The organism is Lutimaribacter pacificus (assembly GCF_900142185.1).
Lineage (GTDB): Bacteria > Pseudomonadota > Alphaproteobacteria > Rhodobacterales > Rhodobacteraceae > Lutimaribacter > Lutimaribacter pacificus.
Window position 1 is genome coordinate 1 of record NZ_FQZZ01000018.1, and the last position, 18,876, is coordinate 18,876.

Consider the following 18,876-nt stretch of genomic DNA (forward strand, 5'->3'; position numbering starts at 1 on the left):
CATGCGCAGCAGCCCCATGCAGAGGAGGTAGCGGCATGACCAAAACCGTTCTCATTGCCGGAAAATTTCAGAATGGGGCTGGACTGTCAGGATATATCGCCGAGCTGACCTCGGTGTTCCTTGGCCAGACGCTCGGCTTCACGGCCCATACGCTCGAGATCAACGCGGCGTATCTCTACAACTGGCTGCGCGTTCTGCGCTCTGACAAGAACGCGATCTTCAAGCACGCCGCTGATGCGCAGCGCGCCTGCGACTACCTGATCGCCAGATCGGAGGCGGGTAGGGCAGGGGCGAGCACCCAGGCCGCCTGATTGCACAAAGGCCGGAGACTCCCATGTCACGCAAGGAACCCAAGACGCTGCGGGTGGCCTGCTTCGCTGACGGCCGCCGCAAGATCATCACATTCAAGCGCGGTGCCTATTGGTGGAGCGCTGCCGAGGGCGCTTATCCGCTCTCGGCAGCGCTCGAGAGCATCAAAGAACAAGGCGGCTGGATCGAAACCATCCCCAACCCGAATTACAGACCCAAAGGGCTGTTCGGGTAGGGCGCCTTCGGCCTCGATTCATCCGCCAAGCGGAAAAGAAAAAGCGGGCTTTGGATTGGGTGTTTCAACTTCTCAAAGGAGAGCCCCATGACCATCACAGCACAACCCCAGACAGACCGCCCTGATCCGAGTGTGATTGCAGCGCAGAACGACGCGTTTCGCAAGCTTGCCTGCCTCGGAATACCGCCCGCGCAGCCCATCCAGGGCCGCATGCATGTGACCCGCTCGCTTATGGAGGCCGGCGACGGCTTCATGGCCGAGGCCGTGAAGGCCACGGGCATGTTCGACACGTTCGAACCCGAAAATGACCCCGAGGGATGGCGCGATTTCGGGGCGGTCGAGGTCCGCGGCGAGACCGTGTTCTGGAAGATTGATCTCTATGAAGCGGATTCCGATTTCCGCTACGGGGCCGAAGCCCCGGACAATCCCGCCACCACCATGCGCGTGCTGACGATCATGATGGCGCGCGACTGGTAGGGCAGGGGCTCTTCCCAAGAAAACCCATTCGCAAACTCAAGGTCCGCTGACCCCTCAAAAGGGAGAGCGGGCCTTTTGTCCTTGTGATCCCCGGATCCGGGGATTGGCCGCACATTTGAATGCGCGGGCCGCTCCAAACCCACCGAAAAGGAAACCCCATGACCACAAGCTTCAAACCCGTCTCCGTCGCTATTGGCGATCTGACAGCCCACCCCGCCAATGTGCGCAGCAACTCCCCGGAAACCTATGACCCCGAAAACATCGCCCATCTGAAGGCCAGTATCGCTGTGCTGGGCCTGCTCCAGCCGCTTCTGGTTCAGAAGCTTGACGGCAAATATGCTGTCCTCGCCGGTGGCCGGCGCCATGCAGCCCTGAAGGAGCTGATCGCTGACAAGGCCAGCAAGGGATTCACGGCGAAAACCAAGGTCGACTGCCGCCTTGTCCCTGAGGAGTGCGACGTCACCACGGCGCTGTCGCTCGCCGAGAACATCACCCAGGCACCGATGAATGCCATCGACGAGTTCGAGGCCTTCGCCCGGATGATGGAGGTCGACGGCCAGACGCCCGAGACGATCGCAAAGACCTTCGGCGCCACGGTGGCGGCCGTGAAAGGCCGGTTGCGCTATGGCCTTATCCACCCCGACATCCGCGCCGCGGCCCGGGGCAAGGTGATCACGCTCGACACGATGAAAGCCTTCGCCGAGCACCCGAGCCAGGAGGCGCAGCGCGAGGTCTTCGAGGCGCTCACGAAGGACGGCGGCTATCTGCAGGCCTACACGGTCCGTCAGGCGCTCAAATCCCGCGGTGTGCAGGTCAGCGATGATATCGGGGCTTTCGTGCGCGCGGACTACGAGGCCCGCGGCGGCGCCGTCGCGGCTGACCTTCTGGAAGAGCATTCCGTGCTGGAGGATGCAGCGCTGGTCGAAACCATCCTGCTCGAGAAGCTCGGTGCCGCCGCCGAAGAGGCCCGCATAAAGCTGGGCTTTGCCTGGGCCGATGCGATGGTCCGCTATGATTACGCGACCATGGCCGACTACGGCCACGTTTATCCCGGCCCGATCGAGCCTGATGAGGCTGCGCAAAAGCGCATCGATGAGATCACCGCCGAACTCGAGAAACTGCAGCTCGAGATGGAGGATGAGGGGCTCGAGGACGGTGCCTACAACGCGCTTTACGAGCGCGTGGACGCCTTGGAAGAGGAAGCCCGCGACCTGCAGGAGGCCTACAGCGCCGAGGACTTGGCCCGTGCAGGCGTGGTCGCGTCCTGGTCGAGTGGTCAGGTGATGCTCCATATCGGCCTCGTACGCCCGGAGGACACCGTAAAAGCGGAGGGCACGCGCGGCGCCTCGAGTAACCAGACGGGGGAAGAGGCCCCTGACCCGGGCGAGATCAGCTACCCGGCCTCGCTGGCTGAGGACCTCAAGACCGAGCGAGCCATGGCGCTTGGGGCCGCGATGGCGCTGCATCCGGAGGCCACGCTGGATCTGACGCTCTTCAAGCTGGTCAGTGACGTTCTGGCCAGCGGCATGAGTGTCACGCAGGCGATCAAGATCGATGCCCGCAAGGAATACCGCAGCCATGCCAAGATGGACGAGATCGACGAGACCTCGCTCGAGCAGGTGGCGGCGGCGCATGATGCACTTGATCTCTCCTGGCTCGATGACGCCCGCGCGCCCGCCGATCAGTTCGCGGCGTTTCGCGCGCTGGAGGCCGGCGAGAAGGCCAAGCTCGTGGCCTATGCCACGGCCAGCACCACGCAGTCCTGCTTCGCGCGGGACCGCCAGCGCGACAGCCTGATGCATGCGTTCGAGATCGAGATCATGCCCGACATCCGCGCCCACTGGACGCCGAATGCGGCGCTCTTCAACCGCTTCAAGAAGGCATGGCTCCTGAAAATCCTCGGCGAGGATCTGGGTCTCGCCCAGGAGGCGGTGACACTGGCCTCTTCGAGCAAGAAGGAGATCGTCACCTTCTGCGACAAGCTCTTTGCCGAGCCCTTCGCCACGCTGACGGACGCGCAGCGCGCTGCCGTGGCCGCCTGGTGCCCGCCCATGATGCAGACCGCCGGTGTCGCCCGTGATGAGGCGGAGCCCGCTGCGGAAACCCCCGAGCCTGACAGCGAGGTCGCGCAAGCGGCTTGAGGCCTCACGCGACCCGCGCGAGATATTCCGCGCGCGCGGGTCGATCCTCTCATACCCAACGGAAAGACATCTCCATGGCTATTCTCAAGTTCTCTGCCTCCGCTGTCGCGGCGCAAATTGCCCATGCGCGCGCCTGCAAAACCTTCCTGCCCAACTGGAACGGACCCGTGGACAGGCCCGCCCTGATCCTCATCGTCGGCAATGGTGTGCATCTGCGCTCCAACGGCATCGATGGCACGACCACCCATATCGTTACCACCGAGCAGGCCGATCCTTCCTTCGCCTTCGCCGACGGCATGAACCCGTTTCGGGACACCGACTGGATGGCGCAGCGCCGCATGGCGTTTCGTGATCTGACCGGCCAGTTCTACACCGACATCCTGGATGACGTGCAGGTGCTCATCGACCGGGGGCGAGGGGCCATCCGGCTCGCCACCGATGGCCACAGCATCCGCGTCTTCGTGCGCCGGGCCTCGGATTATCTCATCGGCGGAACCTACGAAGTGCCCTCGGGCCTCGGCGGCACCTTCCGGGTTATCCTCAAGGATGCCTGCGATACCTTCGCGATCGTGCAGAACTGCGGCAATTGCGAGGATTTCGACGCCATGCAGCCCTACCGCGTGCCGCTCGATGCGCTGATGGAAATCGATGACCGGAGGGCGGCGTGATGGGTTGGCTCTTCTATACCGATCGCCGCGTCCAGACCTACGCGGATGAGAAAGCGGAGATTGCCCGGCTCTGCACCTTCGAGAGCGACAGGCGCAAGACGGAACTGGTCAAAGCCTGCAAGGTGGGTTCGACTTGGTACGCGGCGGCAAAGGTCACAAGTATCGATGGCTCGCCGGTCGAGGACACGACCTATTTGACCGATGCGGATGGCTCGATCACGTTCGGGGCTGTCTTCCTCACCCGATACGATGACGGCTGCTGGGGCTACAAGGATATGGAGGAAAGCGCTGGCCCGAACGAGTCGCGTGCCCCCCTTGGGTTGATCGAGCGCCTCTCCGACCTGAAAGACGAAGGCAGCTACGCCCAGGACTGGCGTCAGCGCTGCCGGGATTGGGCGTCGATCCCGGACTACGAGGAAGGCGACAAGATCAGGCTCGCGGCCCCTGTGACGCTCACCGATGGCAGCACCTGCCAGATTGTTACCGCGACGTACTACAAGCGGGGGCGGCAAAAACGCCGCTGCTACCGCATCGAGGAAACCGGTGGGCTCGTACGCCTGTCGAAGGCCTCGCTTGCGGGCTCAGAGCTGCTCAGCTCCGCAAAGGGCGCGGCCAGTCCTGTGCTGGCGGAATTCCTAGCGGGGCGGGACGCTTAGGGGCGCACTGCGAGTAGTGCGTGCACCGTCTCGATTTCCAGCACCCAGTTGCTGGTCGTTTCGTTGCGCCATCTTATGCAGCGGATGATCCGATCAAAATCATCCTGAAGGGCGCGCGGAAAAACAGGCTCATGGTGTGCGATTCTGTTGCGGAGCCTCCTCACGGCTTCAATGTCAGACCTTAATTCAGATCGGCGCTGGCTGGCAGCGACACCACGAGGCGCGTCCGGAAACACTGCGCAGAAATGATCGTCCCACAGTCTGCCTTGGTGCCTGTTTGTCAGCATCTTCTCCCAAAACACGAACTTCAGTTCGGCGACGACCTTTCCGGCAGTGGGTTGCTGTGCTGCGCAACCTTCGAGGTCTCGTTTGGGGCTGTATGCCGGACCGCGCGGGTTCGGTAACGAACGGATGAAGCCTTGTGTCCAAGGCCATGTTCCTCCATGGACAGCTTCGATTGCTTCCACGATCGCGTTTCGCAGCGCAACTTCCAAAACATGGAGTGGAACCATGAACGCGGCTGATACTTGAAGATTCCAGTGGTATAGGTGGAGAGCTCGCGTCCTATCATTGCCGGTTTCGCGCAGATAGGTCGCAAACCTAGGTGCGGATAGGACGTTCGGAAGGTGGTGTTCTTCATCAGCCGTGAACGGTGGATACATTGACAGTAAAGACTTTCGGTGCCATATAGAGCGTGAGCTTTGAGATTGCGGGCACTATGCCTCCCCTCATTGCACAAAGAAAGCAAAAGCCCGTCGCATTGCGGCGGGTTTTTCAGTTTTCTAATCCAACTCCGAAAAACCGTTTGATTGGCCGGCCGTAGATTGGATGCCTCTTGGTCTGAGCTCATCATCCCGAAAAGCGAAAGAGGGCTTTTTGTCTTTGGAACTCAGACCCTGATCCAAAGGAAACCCCCATGTCCAAGCCCAAACTGGCAAACCCGGCTCTCTCAATCTCCGACGCTGATCTCACCTCTGCGCTGCCGCAAATTGGCGCGGAGATCGACCAACAACCCCTGCGCAGCTCAGCGCTCGCGCGCATCATGCGCGAGACGTTTCATGGCAGCGATGCTGGCAGTGCCTGGGACTGGCGCATGGCCTACGACCTGATGCAGGCCGCGGCCATCCAGGTGCTGCTGCGTGGAGACGGTGCAGCAGGTGACATCGCCACCGCAAAGCTGCTTGCCTCACGGCTGCTGACGGAAACCCGCCGGTCAGAGCAGCAGATCCGGCTGCAGCAGTTTTCCACGCCGCTGGCATTCGCGGCCCTGATGGTGTGCGCCGCGGCGATCCGCAAGGGCGAGACCGTGCTGGAGCCCTCGGCTGGCACTGGTGCCCTGGCTGCTTTCGCCGCCCGGGCCGGTGCCATGCTTTTGCTCAATGACATCGACCCCTTTCGCCAGAGCCTATTGCGCGCTGTCTTCGGTGGCGAGGTGACGAGCCATGACGGCGAGCATATCGACGATCTGCTGCAGACGCCGGTTCTACCCGACATCGTGGTGATGAACCCGCCCTTCGCCTCTTCGGTCGACCGATCCCGCGACAAGCACATCGCCGCCAAACATCTCATTGCGGCTGCAAAGCGTCTCGCGCATGGCGGGCGGCTGGTGGCGATCATGCCGCCGGGATTCACGCCCGAACGCGATGCCGCGCATTGGTCGCGCGCTTGCGGTCTCCTGACGCCGCGCTTGGCCCTCACGATGCCGGGACAGGTTTACCGCAAGCTCGGCACCTCTGTGGAAACCCAGCTGATGGTCTTCGACAAGGTGCAGGAGGACGGAGAGATGATCCGCGCCAGCGTCAGGGACTTGGATGAAGCCTTGGCATATGTCGACGCAGTGGCCGCAACCCGGCCCGAGGCGCGCCCCGCCCAAAGGGTGGCGTCGATGCCGCACGCGCGGCCGACCGTTCACTCTTCTGCCCCGCGCAAGACCGCCGCTGCGCCTCTCGCCGCCTCCAATCCACGGCCCAATGCCGTCCGTCCGCTCAGCTTCACAAGCTTTCAGACCCCGCGCGACAACAGGCCCGTCTCGGACATCTATGCGCGCTACCGGCCGCAGCGCATTGAGATCGCGGGCGCGCAGGAACATCCCACTCCGCTGGTCGAAAGCATCGCCATGGCTTCCGTGGCGCCGCCCGTGCCTTCGGACACGGCCAGTGCGGAATTGCGCCTGCCAGCCAGGCTGATCGAGGATGGGCATCTCTCCGAGGCTCAGCTCGAGACCATCATCATGGCCCATGATGCCCATGGGCGTGACCTGCCGGGGCGGTTCACCATCGACGACGACCAGACCAAACTCACCCGTGCCGATGATGACCCGGACGCCAATGCTTATCGCCTTGGCTACTTCCTCGGTGACGGCACGGGCTGCGGCAAGGGGCGCGAATGCGCCGGGCTCATCCTGGTGAACTGGCTCGCTGGACGCAGAAAGGCGATCTGGGTCTCCAAATCCGCCACGCTCATCGAGGACGCGATCCGCGACTGGACCGATCTTGGCGGCTCGCCCGCCGACATCCAGCCGCTCTCCAAATGGAAACCGGATCAGCCCATCCCGATGGGCGACGGTATCCTCTTCGTCACCTACGCCACGCTGCGGTCCGCGGGCAAATGCGGCACCACGCGACTGAGCCAGATCCTCGCCTGGATGGGCGACGACTTCGATGGCGTGCTGGCCTTTGATGAGGCCCATGCCATGCAGAACGCGGCAGGGTCCGAGCAGGGCAGGGGGGTCAAACCCTCCCAGCAGGGCCTTGCGGGCCTGCGGCTGCAACTGGCCGCACCCCGCGCCCGCGTCTTCTACATCTCGGCCACGGGTGCCACGAGCGTGCATAACCTCGCCTATGCCGCGCGGCTCGGACTCTGGGGGCAGGGCCCCGAATACCCCTTCCCAAGCCGCGAGAGTTTCGTGTCGGCGATGGAAGCCGGCGGCGTTGCCGCCATGGAGGTGGTCGCGCGCGATCTCAAGACGCTCGGTCTCTACACGGCCCGTGCTCTCAGCTTCGATGGCGTGGAATATGATGTGCTCGAACACGCGCTGACCCCGGCTCAGATCGAGATCTACGACGCCTATGCAGGTGCTTTTCGGATGATCCACCACAATCTCGAAGCGGCGCTGACTGCGACCGGCGTCAACGACGCCTCGGGGGAAACTAATGCGTCGGCCGCACGCGCCTCGGCCAAGTCCCGCTTCGAGAGCACGAAGCAGCGCTTCTTCAACCATCTCCTGATGGGCATGAAAGCCCCGACCATCATCCGTGCGATCAAGGACGACCTGGCGGCAGGCAATGCTTGCGTCATCCAGGTTGTCTCGACAGGCGAGAGCCTGCTGAAGCGTCGGCTTGAGGCGATGGACCCGGAGGATGAACTCGTCGAGGGTGCCTTGACGCCGCGCGACTATGTTCTGGGCTACCTCGAACAGGCCTTCCCGATCCATGCGCAAAAGCTCGTGGAGATCGACGGCAATATGGTGGCGGAAACCTTGCGGGATGAGACCGGGGCGCTCGTTGTCTCGCGCGAGGCGCTCGCTTTGCGTGACGCGGCCATGATGGAATTGATGACGCTGGCGCCGATCCCCTCGGCGCTCGATCAGATCCTCTGGGCATTTGGCGATGAGGCCGTGGCAGAAGTCACGGGGCGGTTCATCCGGCCACTCAAGGCCGAGGATGGCCATCTCTTCATCGAGAAGCGCAGCGCCAGCAGCAATTCGTCCGAGACCCAAGCCTTCATGGACGGCGAAAAGGATATCCTGATCTTCTCCGACGCGGGCGGTACGGGCCGGTCCTATCACGCGGCGCAAACGGCGAAGAACCAGAAACGGCGGCGGCACTACCTGCTGGAGCCCGGCTGGCGCGCCGATGCGGCCATCCAGGGGCTGGGCCGTACGCATCGCTCGGCCCAGGTAAGCGCGCCCTTCTTCCGAGTCTGCACCTCAGATGTGCATGGCGAAAAGCGTTTCACCTCGACTATAGCCAAGCGCCTCGACCAGCTAGGGGCCTTGACCAAGGGTCAGCGCGAGACCGGCTCGCAAGGCATGTTCCGCGAGGAGGACAATCTCGAAAGCCCGATCGCACGGGCGGCTCTGCGTGGGTATTTCGCCGATCTTGCCGCCGGGCGCGCTGAGGCGATGAGCTACGAGAGCTTCACCGACTGGACGGCCCTGCGGCTGATCGACAAGGATGGGGTGATCCTTGAGGAGCTTCCCCCGATCCAGCGGTTTCTCAACCGGGTGCTTGCCCTGCCCATCCACATGCAGAACGCACTCTTTGCCGAGTTCATGCGCCGGATTGCTGATCAGACGGAACGTGCGCGCGCGGCGGGCACGCTCGATCTCGGCGTGGAAACCCTGCGCGGCGAAAAGATCGAACAGGTCTCCACAGAGGATCTCTGGACCTGCCCGAAATCCGGCGCCGTGACGCGGATCATCGGGCTGGAGGTGACCGACCCGGTCCACGTCCTTGGGGCCGAAGAGGCCATGTCGCGCAATCCCGACAAGCTGCCGATGGTCAACCGAGCGTCTGGCCGCGCGGCGCTCATCTCGGCGCGGCCCATGCAGATGTATGACGAGGATATCGTCACGCTCATGCGCAAGGCGGTGCGGCCCAATGGCTCCAGCTACCTCGAAGAGACGCGCTTCGAGTCCTCGGCCTGGGAAGACATCGGAAGGCCCGAGTTTGCAGGACTTTGGGATGCCGAGGCCGCATCCCTGCCCAAGACCACCACGACCAAGCTCTACCTGTTGACAGGACTGCTGTTGCCGATCTGGAAGGACATCCCGACCACCAATGAACGCATCTACAGGGTCACGCCGGACGGGGCGACAGCGATGATCGGGCGCACGCTGAGCGAAGAAGGGGCGGCCGCGCTGCGCGCCCGCTTCCTTGTCTCCAACCCGCAAACACCGCAGGAGATGTTGACCGCTGCGCTCGGCACCACGGCGCCGGTCGATCTGGGCCAGGGTCTCACCCTGACCCGTCGCCGGGTCGCAGGCGAGATGCGTCTCGAGCTGGGCGGTGCGGATCGGGGCATGATTGAAGGTCTCAAGGCCATGGGGTGTTTCACGGAGATCATCGCCTTCCAGTTGCGGGTGTTCCTGCCGCATGGGGATGGGATCGACACATTGGGCATCCTCTCCCGGATTGTTGGAACCGGACCAGACGCCACGCGGGACGTAACTTCAGTGGCAGCAGAATAGGCGAGGGGACGATCATGACACTCGAAGAGATCAAAGCCGCCATCGATGCCGGTCGGACCGTGCATTGGGCCAACACCGGCTACCGCGTGCACAAGGACAGCCTCGGCCAATACCTGATTACGTTTGAGCCGAACGGCAGCACCATCGGGCTGACCGACCGGAGCGGGCAGCGGTTGAACGGGGAGGAAGCAGAGTTCTTTATCGCTGGACCGGAGGGTGGCGACGAGAAGAGCCAGGACAGCCAACTGAGAGCAGACGGGCAGGGGAGGGGCGTCGTACCCGGCGGGGAGGTGGCACAATCTCTCAGGCGACAGCGCTGAACTGAAGGTTGGGAAGAAAGGAAAGCGAGCTTTCTGGTTTGTGATCCCAGGAGGGGTCGAAAAAGCAATCCCGGATGCGCTGGCAAGGACGTCAGGCACCGGCCAATCCAAAAGGAAACATCCCATGTTCGCAGGAACCCTCACCCGCAATGTCGAGACCGCAGCCGCTCAGTACACCGGCATGATCCACTCGACGCGCTTTGACATCGCCATCCAGTTGGAGGCGCGGGCCAAGATGTCCGAACGCAGCCCGGATTTTGACGTGACGGCAGTCAACAAATCAGGCCGCAAGGTGCGCATCGGCACGGCCTGGAACGAGACCGGCAACACCAGCGGCAACCCCTACATCTCGATGCAGATCGATGTCGGCTTGGGCCCCTTCCGGGTCAACGCGGTGCAGACGAAAGAGGCGCGCGCGGCCCAAAGCGGCGAATTCGAGATCATCCCTCTGGTCTCGAACGGCCTGATGAAATCCGGCTCGATCTCGGGGGAGCTCACCGCCATGGACGCCGACAACGCCTTCACCGGCTACATCGCCAACATGATGTTCGATCTGGAGTTCATGCTGATCGAGAACAGCTACAAATCCGAGGAAACCCACCCCGATTACCGTATCGAGGTCAGCTCGCCCCGGGGCACACCGATCCGCGTCGGCTCGGCCTGGATGGCGAAAAGCAGCCGCACGGGCAATGACTACCTGTCGCTGCTGATCAACACGCCCGATGGCGACCTGCGCGTGAACGCCGTGCAGAACGAAGAGCAGCGCGGCGGGCAGGCCTTCTCCATCATCCCGTTCATCGACAGCGGTGAGCAGCCGCAGGACGCAGGCACGGGGCTGTCGTTGGTCGCCTAATTGGCACGCGAGGGCGAGACGATCTGAACCCAAAGGGGAGCCGTGGGATCACGGTTCCCCTTTTTCCATGTTTGGCTGCATGACGGGCACCATCTACTTGCGATCTGCTGAATATGATATACGATAATATATTATCGAATGGACGAAGGTAGGCGCATGGTGGCGAGACTGGGAAAAGCTCCGTGGTTCGAGAGCTTTGATGTAGAAGCAGAGGTTGCAGAGCTTCTTGCTCATATCGAGCGTTGCACCGGATTTGCGCTGCTTGACCGCAAGCGTGATGTCATCATGATCCATGCAAGGGCAAAGCTCGACAGGACAAGGCAGGCATTTCTGGAGGCCAAGGCGGCGGGAAAGCCGGTGTCCACATCGCGGCGTGCGTATCTGACCGAAGTTCAGGACACGATCTTCATGGCGATCCCGGAGGAGAACCTCGCGCGGATGCCGCTGCGCGAGCAGGTTCTCAACGACCCGTCATTTTACGCGGATGCCATGCACCGCGCCGCTGCGATTAGCGAGGATGAGCTTTTCATGGCGCTGTCCTCTTCGCTGAAAGACATGACAGTCCAAGACGCCCGGGCCTTCGTCTCGAAGCTTTGGCACAACACGATCGATGACAATGCGAGCAAATACGCCGAAGCCCTGAAGCGTCCCGAGCGTGAACCGCAGCCCTTTCGTCCGGGAAACACCGTGTAAGATCCGAGCCATTCTCTTGGCTTGAGCCGTACCGAGGTTGGCCGCCTCAAACCCCCTTTCCTGGAGGTGGCACCCTGTGCAGCGTGCGAAAGCCGTTGAAGGTGCTGTGGGGACGTCTACTGTCGCCAACATGATGAACCGGGATCACATGCGCGCCTTCTTCCGGCGCGCCGCGGCGCTTGTCGCTTTTGTCGCACTGCTCTGGGCGATTCACCTCCTCAATTGGATCATCGGTTACGGCTTGAACCCGGCCTTCGGCCTGATCCCCCGGCACGTCAGCGGATTGGATGGCGTCATCGCCATGCCCCTCCTGCATGGAAGTTTCGCACACCTGATGGCCAATACGCCGCCGCTCCTGGTGATGGGTGGGCTGCTGGTGGCCACGACCACGAGGGCCTTGCTGCCGGTGAACGCAGTGGTGATCGGCCTCGGCGGCGGACTCGTCTGGCTGTTCGGAAGCTCCGCCATCCATATCGGTGCGTCAGGGTTGGTCTTCGGCTGGTTTGGCTTCCTCGTCGCGCGCGGCTTCGTGGATCGCTCATTGATCACGCTGGGCGCGGCACTGGTGGTCGGTGTCCTCTATGGCTCAATTCTCTGGGGCGTTCTTCCGGGCCAACCCGGCGTCTCGTGGGAGGCGCATCTCTTCAGCGCCATCGCGGGCGCGGCCGCTGCAGCCCTTGTCCGGACGCATGTCCATGTGCCGCGCCTCGGCGGTGTCGATCTGGACTGAAGCCGTACGCCCGACGTGGTCGACCCGGTGCTGTCATTCGTAAACGCCGAGATGCTGCAGTGCAGTTTCCTCAAAGCGGCCATTGCATATGTCCCAGCTCCTAACCCCCAAAAATCGGCGCTGGTTGAACCTTCGGCAGTAATCCCTCACCTTCCTGCAAGAGACCTCTTTCCGCAGGGCGGTGCTCAGCCTAAAGTGGAACCAGTTATTTAGATATGGTGCAAAATGGCGTCGCTTCAGGATTCAGTCGCAAACAAATTCCTCGAGACACTTTCGAATGATGAAAATTTTGATGCATCCAAAACACAAAAGCTTGAAGCGCTCTTGAAAGAAGGTCGGAAAATTAAGGCCGACGATCTAGCCGAGATTTTCACTCTTCCAGACGGAGGGGAAGTTCTGTGATCAAGATCATTTCAGCGCACATCGAGGAATTTCGTGGAATTCGTAAGTTGGACATCAACTTGGCTGAGAAGACCTTCGCGATATCCGGTCCGAACGGCTCGGGAAAAAGTGGGGTCATTGACGCCATCGAATTTGCACTAACTGGTCAAATTGGCAGATTGACCGGAACCGGAACCAAAGGGCTCTCACTAGCAGATCATGGTCCACATGTAGATCACATCAAATTCCCAGATGCCGCATTTGTAGAGCTGGAAGTATCCTTCCCGACGCTTGGCAAAAAAGCCAAGCTCACTCGCAAAGTCTCTGCCCCCAAGAAGCCAAGTATCGAACCGAACGATCCGGACATCGTGGAGATTCTGGACGAAGTTTCTCAGCATCCCGAAATCACTTTGGCGAGAAGAGAAATTCTGAAATTCATCTTGGTCGAACCAACGAAGCGATCTGCACAGATTCAAGAGATTCTAAAGATCGATGAGTTGGGTCAGACCCGTTCGGCACTGAACACAGCATACGGCAAGCTCAACCGGGCAGCGATTGCGGCGGAAAAGGATACGCAGGACAAAAGAAATACACTGTTGCAGCACCTAGGCATCACGTCGTTGTCTGCAGCTGAGATGCTCAAAGCCGTCAATGCAAAGCGCCAGCTGCTAGGACTAGAAATCCACGACACCATAACAGCTGATACAATCATCGACAAAGGCTTGGCAGAGCCTGCTGGTGAACAATCGCTCAATAAATCCGCAGCACTGATCGAACTGGACAAGCTTAACAAAAAGCTCGTCGAGCTTGGACAATCTCCGTCGCCGGATGCAGAAGCTCTTGTCGATCAGATAGAGCAACTTGAAAACGACGCACAGCTCCTTGTTTCGTTGCAACAACGCGATTTGGTGGAAAGTGGATTAAAGCTGGTGGACGGCCCGTCATGTCCGATGTGCGATCATGAATGGCCGGATGAAGCACATCTTCTTTCGCATTTACACGCCAAGCAGCGGAAATCGCAAGCGGCAGGAGAGCTCAAGCAAAAGCTCGTTGAACATGCATCATCGCTTTCGAATGAAGTGGGGAACTTGAAGGCGCTGCTGCTCGAAACTCACCGTATTGCCAAGATTGAGAACGCAGTTGAAATGCTGTCCAGCGTCGTCGCATGGGGCAAAGACTTGGCGTTTTTTCAGGAACAACTAAAGTCTTTCGCAACAATCTTGGAGTTGAAGGATCGCTTGGCCAATGGATGGCCAGCCATACCGGAAGGCTTTCGGGCCAAACTGGCGGACTTTGTGAGCGCTATTCGCGCGAAGCCTGATCAATCAGCTTCGTTGGCCGCACAGAGCTATCTGATCAATGCTGAACAGCGGTTCAAGGACTACAAAGCAGCACGTCTTACCGAGACAGCTTCCCAAAAGGCACGAGACGCCAGCAAAGTCGCATATGACGCTTGGTGCGCAGCGATGGAGTCGGAACTTGACGAGCTTTACGAGGCCGTCGAAGATGATTTCAGCAAGTTTTATCGGCTTTTAAATGACGGCGATGAGCAAAAATTTGTCGCGCGCTTTAAAGCAACTGAAGGGCGTCTCGATTTTGATGTGAATTTCTACGAGCGGGGACTTTTCCCACCAGGTGCTTTTCATAGCGAAGGTCATCAAGATGGCATGGGTGTATGCCTATACCTAGCATTGATGAAGCGGCTATTGGGTGACCGTTTTACCGTTGCGCTGCTCGATGATGTTGTGATGTCTGTCGATGCAGACCATCGCTACCAATTTTGCAAACTTTTGATGGCAGAATTCCCAAACACGCAGTTCGTAATTGCCACCCATGACAAAGTTTGGGCAGAGCAGATGCGTTCGGCAAATCTAGTGACCCGAAAAACATCTATGGCTTTTGATAGTTGGTCTGTGGACACTGGTCCGTTGGTGGAATCAAATCCAGAGATTTGGGCAGAAATTGATGCAGCTTTGACTAAGGGTAAGGTCGAAGTTGCGGCTCCGATTTTGCGGCGTCACATGGAGTTTGTAGCGCGACTACTTGCGGATCAACTGGGGGCGCAAACGGTCTTCAGGGCGGATAACAGCTACGATCTAGGGGGGCTATTACCGAGCGCCTTTTCTAGATTGTCAGATCTCCTAGGAAAAGCCGTCGACTCGGCGCAATCCTGGGGCAACGAGGACCAAAAGTCCAAAGCGCAGGCTCGCAGGCAACGTCTCAAGGAAGCCAATACTCACAAGGGCGAAGAAGACTGGACCGTCAATAAGGCCGTACATTTCAACGAGTGGGCCAATTTTAGTCCCAACGACTTTATGCCTATTGTAAATGCGTTTAAGGATTTGCTGGCATGCGCACAATGCGATGACTGTGGATCATGGCTGTACATTACTCCCAAAGGCACTTCTCCCGAAGGACTTCGGTGTTCATGCAATTCTGTGAACCTAAACCTCAAGAAAAAGCCTAAGTAGCCGCATTTGGGACTTTTATCTCGTTAGCGCGGTGAAGCGAGGTCTGCTTAAGAGGAAACTACCAAGTCATCTGGCACTTGGAGCAAAAGCCCGCGTTCCGCCCATCACGTCGAATGCTGGAGTAGATACTTTGTATAGCTGGCGGCGTGGTCGCCTGCACGTCAACCTTGGGCTAGGCCTTGCGGCCTCCCCTGCTCGGCTTCGCGTGTCGCAGGGGAGAACGGCCCTTCGGTCCGTCGCGCATTCGGCCATGCGGCCTCACCGCGGCGTCGCGCCTGGCATCCCGGTTTGCCCGCCTCGCGAGCACGTCCCTCTCCGGCCGCTCCGCCGGATTGCGCTCTGGTCTGTTTTGGCCCGAGGCCAAAACGATCCCGCCGCTCCATCCGTCTTTCGCGTCCGGTCGGGCCGTTTGCCTGCTCGGGTCGGGCAAACCTACCGTCAAAACACACACACATGAGTGCGGAAGCATATCCTCCGGATGGCCCCCAAATCAGCCCGCGTCAAGGATCGCAAAACTTTTCGGCGAGGGCGGGGCCGGTGGCTTGGGGTGAACCCGTGCGTGAGCGCGCGCATGTGTCGGGTGCCGCGCGCAGAAAACTTTTGCGCCCGGCAAGCCGGCGGCTGCGCCGTCCCTGACCCGGGCAGATTCGGAAACCAGGCATTCGGCCATGCCCCCACACTCACGTGGTGGCCTTGCAACCGAACACTGGAGACCAGACATGGCTTACGACACCGCAAACACCTACGAGACGATCGAGCTTTTCGGGCTGACCGAGAAGGACGCACAGCTTCCGATCCCGGAAGATCACATCCTGACCGACCGCGTCATCCGCGAGAGCTTCGAGGCTCTGCTTGGTCAGTTGCGCGGGACCGGGCTCGAAGCGGAAATCGAACCGCTGGCCCATGGGCTCGCGACGATCCTCCAGCGCCGCAAGGTGGCGCTCGGCAAGGAGGTCGACCGCACCGCCGACAAGATCGGCGCGCTGGCAAAATCCCATGACGGATCGGAGATCGCCGAGACCGCGCTCGAAGAGGCGCAGGCGCGCTTTCTGCAGCTGCGCGAGATCGTCAGCGCAATCGAGGTGATGAGCGAGGCGGCGGCGGAATGCTACGAGATCGAAACTGGCCACGCCTTCATCCCGGCAGCCGGGTCGCGCGCAAGCGTCAGGGCGCAAGAGACCGGGGCGGTCTTCGAGGCACGGCAGCTCCTGGAGCAGCACGACCGTGAAACCGCCGAGAAGTCGAAAGTCGAGGGGGTGCCCCTGATCGTCTCAGGAGCCACCGACTGGACAGATGTCGATGTGATCTTCAACACGCTCGACAAGGTTCGCGAACGGATCAAGCAGAACCGCAACCAGGAGATCTTCCTCTGCCACAAGGGTGGCAAGCACGGGGCGGAGATGATTGCGGCTCGGTGGGCCCGGGCACGCGGGATAGCGCAGGCGCGCTTCGATCCGCGCTGGTCCGCGCACGGGCGGGCGGCACCGTTCAAGTGCAACGACGAAATGCTGGACGACAAGTTCGCGGCGACGGGGGTTGTACTCTTCGGCGGCAACGGGGTCGCGCTGAACCTCGGGCAGAAGGCGGAAGCGAAAGGCCTGACGGTCATGCGGGTTGCGGACCCGGCGAAGAAGGCGTCGCAGGATTGAAGAGAGAGGGTCGCCTTCGGGCGGCCCTTTCGTCGTTTCTTATGGGTGTGGACGTTCTCCAAATCACTTTGCCTAGCAATTTCCTGTTTTGATAGGTATAAGTATGCCAAGCAAAACTTGGAAATGATTGGCATGACTCCCCTCAGCAGCATCGCGATGAGCGCCTATACCGACCTGGTGCGACTTTTGAAGGACGACGCCTTGTCCGGTGTCGAAGGCAAGCCCACGCTGAAGGAGCGTGGGGTTAAGGCCTATTGGTATGCCGCGCGCCGTGTCGGGACGGAGATGCGGTTCATTTATATCGGCGAAGACAGCGACGAGACGCGCGCGCGCATCGACCGGATCGAAGAGCTGCGCCGGGCGGCCAAGGATCGGAAGGTGGAACGGTCGCGGCTTGTCCGGCTCTTGCGTGCGGAAGGCATGACGCCCATCGACCGTGCGACCGGTTCCATCCTGTCGGCAATGGCCGCAGCCGGAACCTTCCGGTTGGGTGGCACCATCGTCGGAACCAATGCATTTCGCCTCTATGAAGGCGAGCTTGGTATCCGTCTGCCAATTGGCGGTATGGCCAATACTGGCGACATCGACATCGCGCAGTTCGAAAAGCTCAGCGTTGCCTTGCAGGATCAGGTCGACCCGGGTCTTGCCGAGACGTTCTCGGCGCTCAAATTCGATCCTCTGCCATCTCTTGACCAAGGTCGGACATGGCGATGGGCCCAGGGTGGCAGCGGCCAGTTGGTCGAGTTTCTCACACCGGCGTTCGGAGATGAGACCCTCCGTGATCTGCCAGCATTGGGCGTGAACGCCCAAGGATTGAACTATCTCAACTTCCTGATCGCTGAGCCGATCCACGCGGCGGCGATCTATAGATCCGGCGTTCTGGTGCAGGTGCCCCGCCCGGAGCGCTATGCGATCCACAAACTGATCATTGCCGACCGGCGCCGCGATGGGGCAGGGAGCCTGAAATCCGCGAAGGACCGCGAGCAGGCGGCTTTCCTTATCGAAGCGATGGCCGAGGACCGGCCCGATGATCTGGCTCGGGCCTATGCCACCGCAATGGAGGTTGGGCCGCGCTGGCGGGAGCACATCGGCAACTCGCTGAAGCGAATGCCTGATACCAGGGGGATGCTCGACAGCTTGGGCGCGTGATGGCCATAACCGGGTCGCCTTCGGGCGGTCCTTTCGTCATATCTCATGGCGCGTGCGATCGGTCACACTTGATCTGCATCTCACGGCGTCCAGCACCGTCATCCCTCTACCCAGCCCGTCAGAGTTCGGCCCATCCGCATCGGTACGGGCTGGGGATGGTGCGCACCTAGCACATCGTCAGCAGCGCAAGACGCGAGGGGTCGAGACGTCGCACTTGAGGCTGAAGCCCTGCTCGACCCTCGGGTGGTGTCGCGGAACATCGCATCCACGCGGGCGGGCGTCATCAGCACCCCGGCCAGGTTCGGCAGGACGTGGACGCGGATGGTGGCGACTGCGTGATGGCACAGGTCAATCGGGTCCCTCCTTTTTGCTATGCATGTGGATCGCACGGGGTCGGCCCGTTCGTGCCCTCTGCTCACGCTTCGGCAAGCACAAATACGGCTTCCACGGCGGAGCCGCGGACCCTCCGCATTTGCGCTTGCGACCGGGCCTCTTGCCCCCGTGCTGGGTGATCCCCATCGCAACAAGGAGTAACCCAAATGACCAACCACTACGTCGCCACCGTCCCCGTTAAGTTCACCGATACCGATGGCCAGGAGCGCACCCGCTTTCAACGCGTGGGCGCCATGTTCCGCAACACCCGCAACGGGGATGGCTCGGAGTTCTTCAGCCTCAAGCTCGATTTTCCGGTCGCGGTCTCGGAGCTGGTGATGTTCCCGCCGAGCGCGAAAGATCCCCAGGACTAAATCCTCTGACGAGGATGGGCCGCCCCAGGACGATCTTGGGGCGGCCCGATCCCTGTTCGAGGGATGCTGGTCCTTGCGCGTTCAACGGACGCACTCCGCCCGGAATGACCAGGCCGCGACAGACCGGCCAGTCAGCCTCAAGGGGGCCATCCTCAAAAACCTATCGGCCAGGGCCTCCCGGTTTTTGCGGCAGAGATTTGGGAACCC

Annotated in this window: 15 protein-coding genes and 1 pseudogene; 15 read left to right on the forward strand and 1 reads right to left on the reverse strand. The window is 60.9% G+C overall.

The window, feature by feature from the left end:
- Nucleotides 1-95: 95 nt before the first annotated feature.
- The 6 genes and pseudogenes from F3H87_RS21295 to F3H87_RS21320 form a co-directional block, all read left to right on the forward strand.
- Nucleotides 96-311: pseudogene (locus tag F3H87_RS21295) on the forward strand (zincin-like metallopeptidase domain-containing protein); the annotation flags it as partial.
- 23 nt (nt 312-334) lie between these two features.
- Nucleotides 335-544 (forward strand): DUF6330 family protein, encoded by a 210-nt coding sequence (locus tag F3H87_RS21300; RefSeq protein ID WP_149789827.1) that lies wholly within the window; start codon nt 335-337, stop codon nt 542-544.
- 87 nt (nt 545-631) lie between these two features.
- The gene (locus F3H87_RS21305) at nt 632-1,021 is read left to right on the forward strand and encodes a DUF3768 domain-containing protein (RefSeq protein WP_149789826.1); all 390 of its coding nucleotides are present in this window, start codon (nt 632-634) and stop codon (nt 1,019-1,021) included.
- Between the two features lie 158 nt (nt 1,022-1,179).
- Nucleotides 1,180-3,162, forward strand: a complete 1,983-nt coding sequence (locus F3H87_RS21310) for a ParB/RepB/Spo0J family partition protein (protein ID WP_149789825.1) — start codon at nt 1,180-1,182, stop codon at nt 3,160-3,162.
- A 74-nt stretch (nt 3,163-3,236) separates the two neighbouring features.
- Nucleotides 3,237-3,830, forward strand: coding sequence for a regulator (locus F3H87_RS21315; protein WP_149789824.1), 594 nt, complete (start codon nt 3,237-3,239; stop codon nt 3,828-3,830).
- Nucleotides 3,830-4,486: a DUF6927 domain-containing protein gene (locus F3H87_RS21320; RefSeq protein WP_048535399.1), complete on the forward strand. Its 657-nt coding sequence runs from the start codon at nt 3,830-3,832 to the stop codon at nt 4,484-4,486. The genes F3H87_RS21315 and F3H87_RS21320 overlap by 1 nt, the downstream gene beginning before the upstream one ends.
- Here the strand turns inward: F3H87_RS21320 and F3H87_RS21325 are convergent.
- Nucleotides 4,483-4,998 carry a hypothetical protein gene (locus F3H87_RS21325; protein ID WP_223228168.1) on the reverse strand — a complete coding sequence of 172 codons (516 nt, stop codon included), beginning with the start codon at nt 4,996-4,998 and terminating at the stop codon, nt 4,483-4,485. The genes F3H87_RS21320 and F3H87_RS21325 overlap by 4 nt on opposite strands.
- A gap of 404 nt (nt 4,999-5,402) precedes the next feature.
- Between F3H87_RS21325 and F3H87_RS21330 the strand changes: the two genes are divergently transcribed.
- The 9 genes from F3H87_RS21330 (at nt 5,403) to F3H87_RS21370 (ending at nt 18,669) form a co-directional block, all read left to right on the forward strand.
- Nucleotides 5,403-9,677, forward strand: coding sequence for a strawberry notch family protein (locus F3H87_RS21330; RefSeq protein ID WP_149789822.1), 4,275 nt, complete (start codon nt 5,403-5,405; stop codon nt 9,675-9,677).
- A gap of 14 nt (nt 9,678-9,691) precedes the next feature.
- Nucleotides 9,692-9,997: a hypothetical protein gene (locus tag F3H87_RS21335; protein WP_055688068.1), complete on the forward strand. Its 306-nt coding sequence runs from the start codon at nt 9,692-9,694 to the stop codon at nt 9,995-9,997.
- 124 nt (nt 9,998-10,121) lie between these two features.
- Nucleotides 10,122-10,850 (forward strand): DUF736 family protein, encoded by a 729-nt coding sequence (locus tag F3H87_RS21340; protein ID WP_093362910.1) that lies wholly within the window; start codon nt 10,122-10,124, stop codon nt 10,848-10,850.
- A gap of 156 nt (nt 10,851-11,006) precedes the next feature.
- Nucleotides 11,007-11,543, forward strand: a complete 537-nt coding sequence (locus tag F3H87_RS21345; RefSeq protein ID WP_223228169.1) for a hypothetical protein — start codon at nt 11,007-11,009, stop codon at nt 11,541-11,543.
- A 148-nt stretch (nt 11,544-11,691) separates the two neighbouring features.
- Nucleotides 11,692-12,273 (forward strand): rhomboid family intramembrane serine protease, encoded by a 582-nt coding sequence (locus tag F3H87_RS21350; protein WP_058239131.1) that lies wholly within the window; start codon nt 11,692-11,694, stop codon nt 12,271-12,273.
- Nucleotides 12,274-12,671: 398 nt separating this feature from the next.
- Nucleotides 12,672-15,125: an AAA family ATPase gene (locus tag F3H87_RS21355; RefSeq protein ID WP_058239113.1), complete on the forward strand. Its 2,454-nt coding sequence runs from the start codon at nt 12,672-12,674 to the stop codon at nt 15,123-15,125.
- Nucleotides 15,126-15,844: 719 nt separating this feature from the next.
- On the forward strand, nt 15,845-16,774 hold the full coding sequence (locus F3H87_RS21360; RefSeq protein WP_058239115.1) for a DUF2493 domain-containing protein: 930 nt from the start codon (nt 15,845-15,847) through the stop codon (nt 16,772-16,774).
- Nucleotides 16,775-16,930: 156 nt separating this feature from the next.
- On the forward strand, nt 16,931-17,923 hold the full coding sequence (locus tag F3H87_RS21365; protein ID WP_262974993.1) for a nucleotidyltransferase family protein: 993 nt from the start codon (nt 16,931-16,933) through the stop codon (nt 17,921-17,923).
- Between the two features lie 539 nt (nt 17,924-18,462).
- Nucleotides 18,463-18,669: a hypothetical protein gene (locus tag F3H87_RS21370; RefSeq protein ID WP_007120662.1), complete on the forward strand. Its 207-nt coding sequence runs from the start codon at nt 18,463-18,465 to the stop codon at nt 18,667-18,669.
- Nucleotides 18,670-18,876 lie beyond the last annotated feature (207 nt).

Bases quoted from the DNA above. Each gene is read 5' to 3' on its own strand.
- F3H87_RS21365 (WP_262974993.1), top strand. From the start codon at position 16,931: ATGAGCGCCTATACCGACCTGGTGCGACTTTTGAAGGACGACGCCTTG.
- F3H87_RS21370 (WP_007120662.1), top strand. From the start codon at position 18,463: ATGACCAACCACTACGTCGCCACCGTCCCCGTTAAGTTCACCGATACC.
- F3H87_RS21360 (WP_058239115.1), top strand. From the start codon at position 15,845: ATGGCTTACGACACCGCAAACACCTACGAGACGATCGAGCTTTTCGGG.
- F3H87_RS21320 (WP_048535399.1), top strand. From the start codon at position 3,830: ATGGGTTGGCTCTTCTATACCGATCGCCGCGTCCAGACCTACGCGGAT.
- F3H87_RS21325 (WP_223228168.1), bottom strand. From the start codon at position 4,998: ATGGTTCCACTCCATGTTTTGGAAGTTGCGCTGCGAAACGCGATCGTG.
- F3H87_RS21315 (WP_149789824.1), top strand. From the start codon at position 3,237: ATGGCTATTCTCAAGTTCTCTGCCTCCGCTGTCGCGGCGCAAATTGCC.
- F3H87_RS21305 (WP_149789826.1), top strand. From the start codon at position 632: ATGACCATCACAGCACAACCCCAGACAGACCGCCCTGATCCGAGTGTG.
- F3H87_RS21340 (WP_093362910.1), top strand. From the start codon at position 10,122: ATGTTCGCAGGAACCCTCACCCGCAATGTCGAGACCGCAGCCGCTCAG.
- F3H87_RS21345 (WP_223228169.1), top strand. From the start codon at position 11,007: ATGGTGGCGAGACTGGGAAAAGCTCCGTGGTTCGAGAGCTTTGATGTA.
- F3H87_RS21335 (WP_055688068.1), top strand. From the start codon at position 9,692: ATGACACTCGAAGAGATCAAAGCCGCCATCGATGCCGGTCGGACCGTG.
- F3H87_RS21310 (WP_149789825.1), top strand. From the start codon at position 1,180: ATGACCACAAGCTTCAAACCCGTCTCCGTCGCTATTGGCGATCTGACA.
- F3H87_RS21350 (WP_058239131.1), top strand. From the start codon at position 11,692: ATGCGCGCCTTCTTCCGGCGCGCCGCGGCGCTTGTCGCTTTTGTCGCA.
- F3H87_RS21300 (WP_149789827.1), top strand. From the start codon at position 335: ATGTCACGCAAGGAACCCAAGACGCTGCGGGTGGCCTGCTTCGCTGAC.
- F3H87_RS21330 (WP_149789822.1), top strand. From the start codon at position 5,403: ATGTCCAAGCCCAAACTGGCAAACCCGGCTCTCTCAATCTCCGACGCT.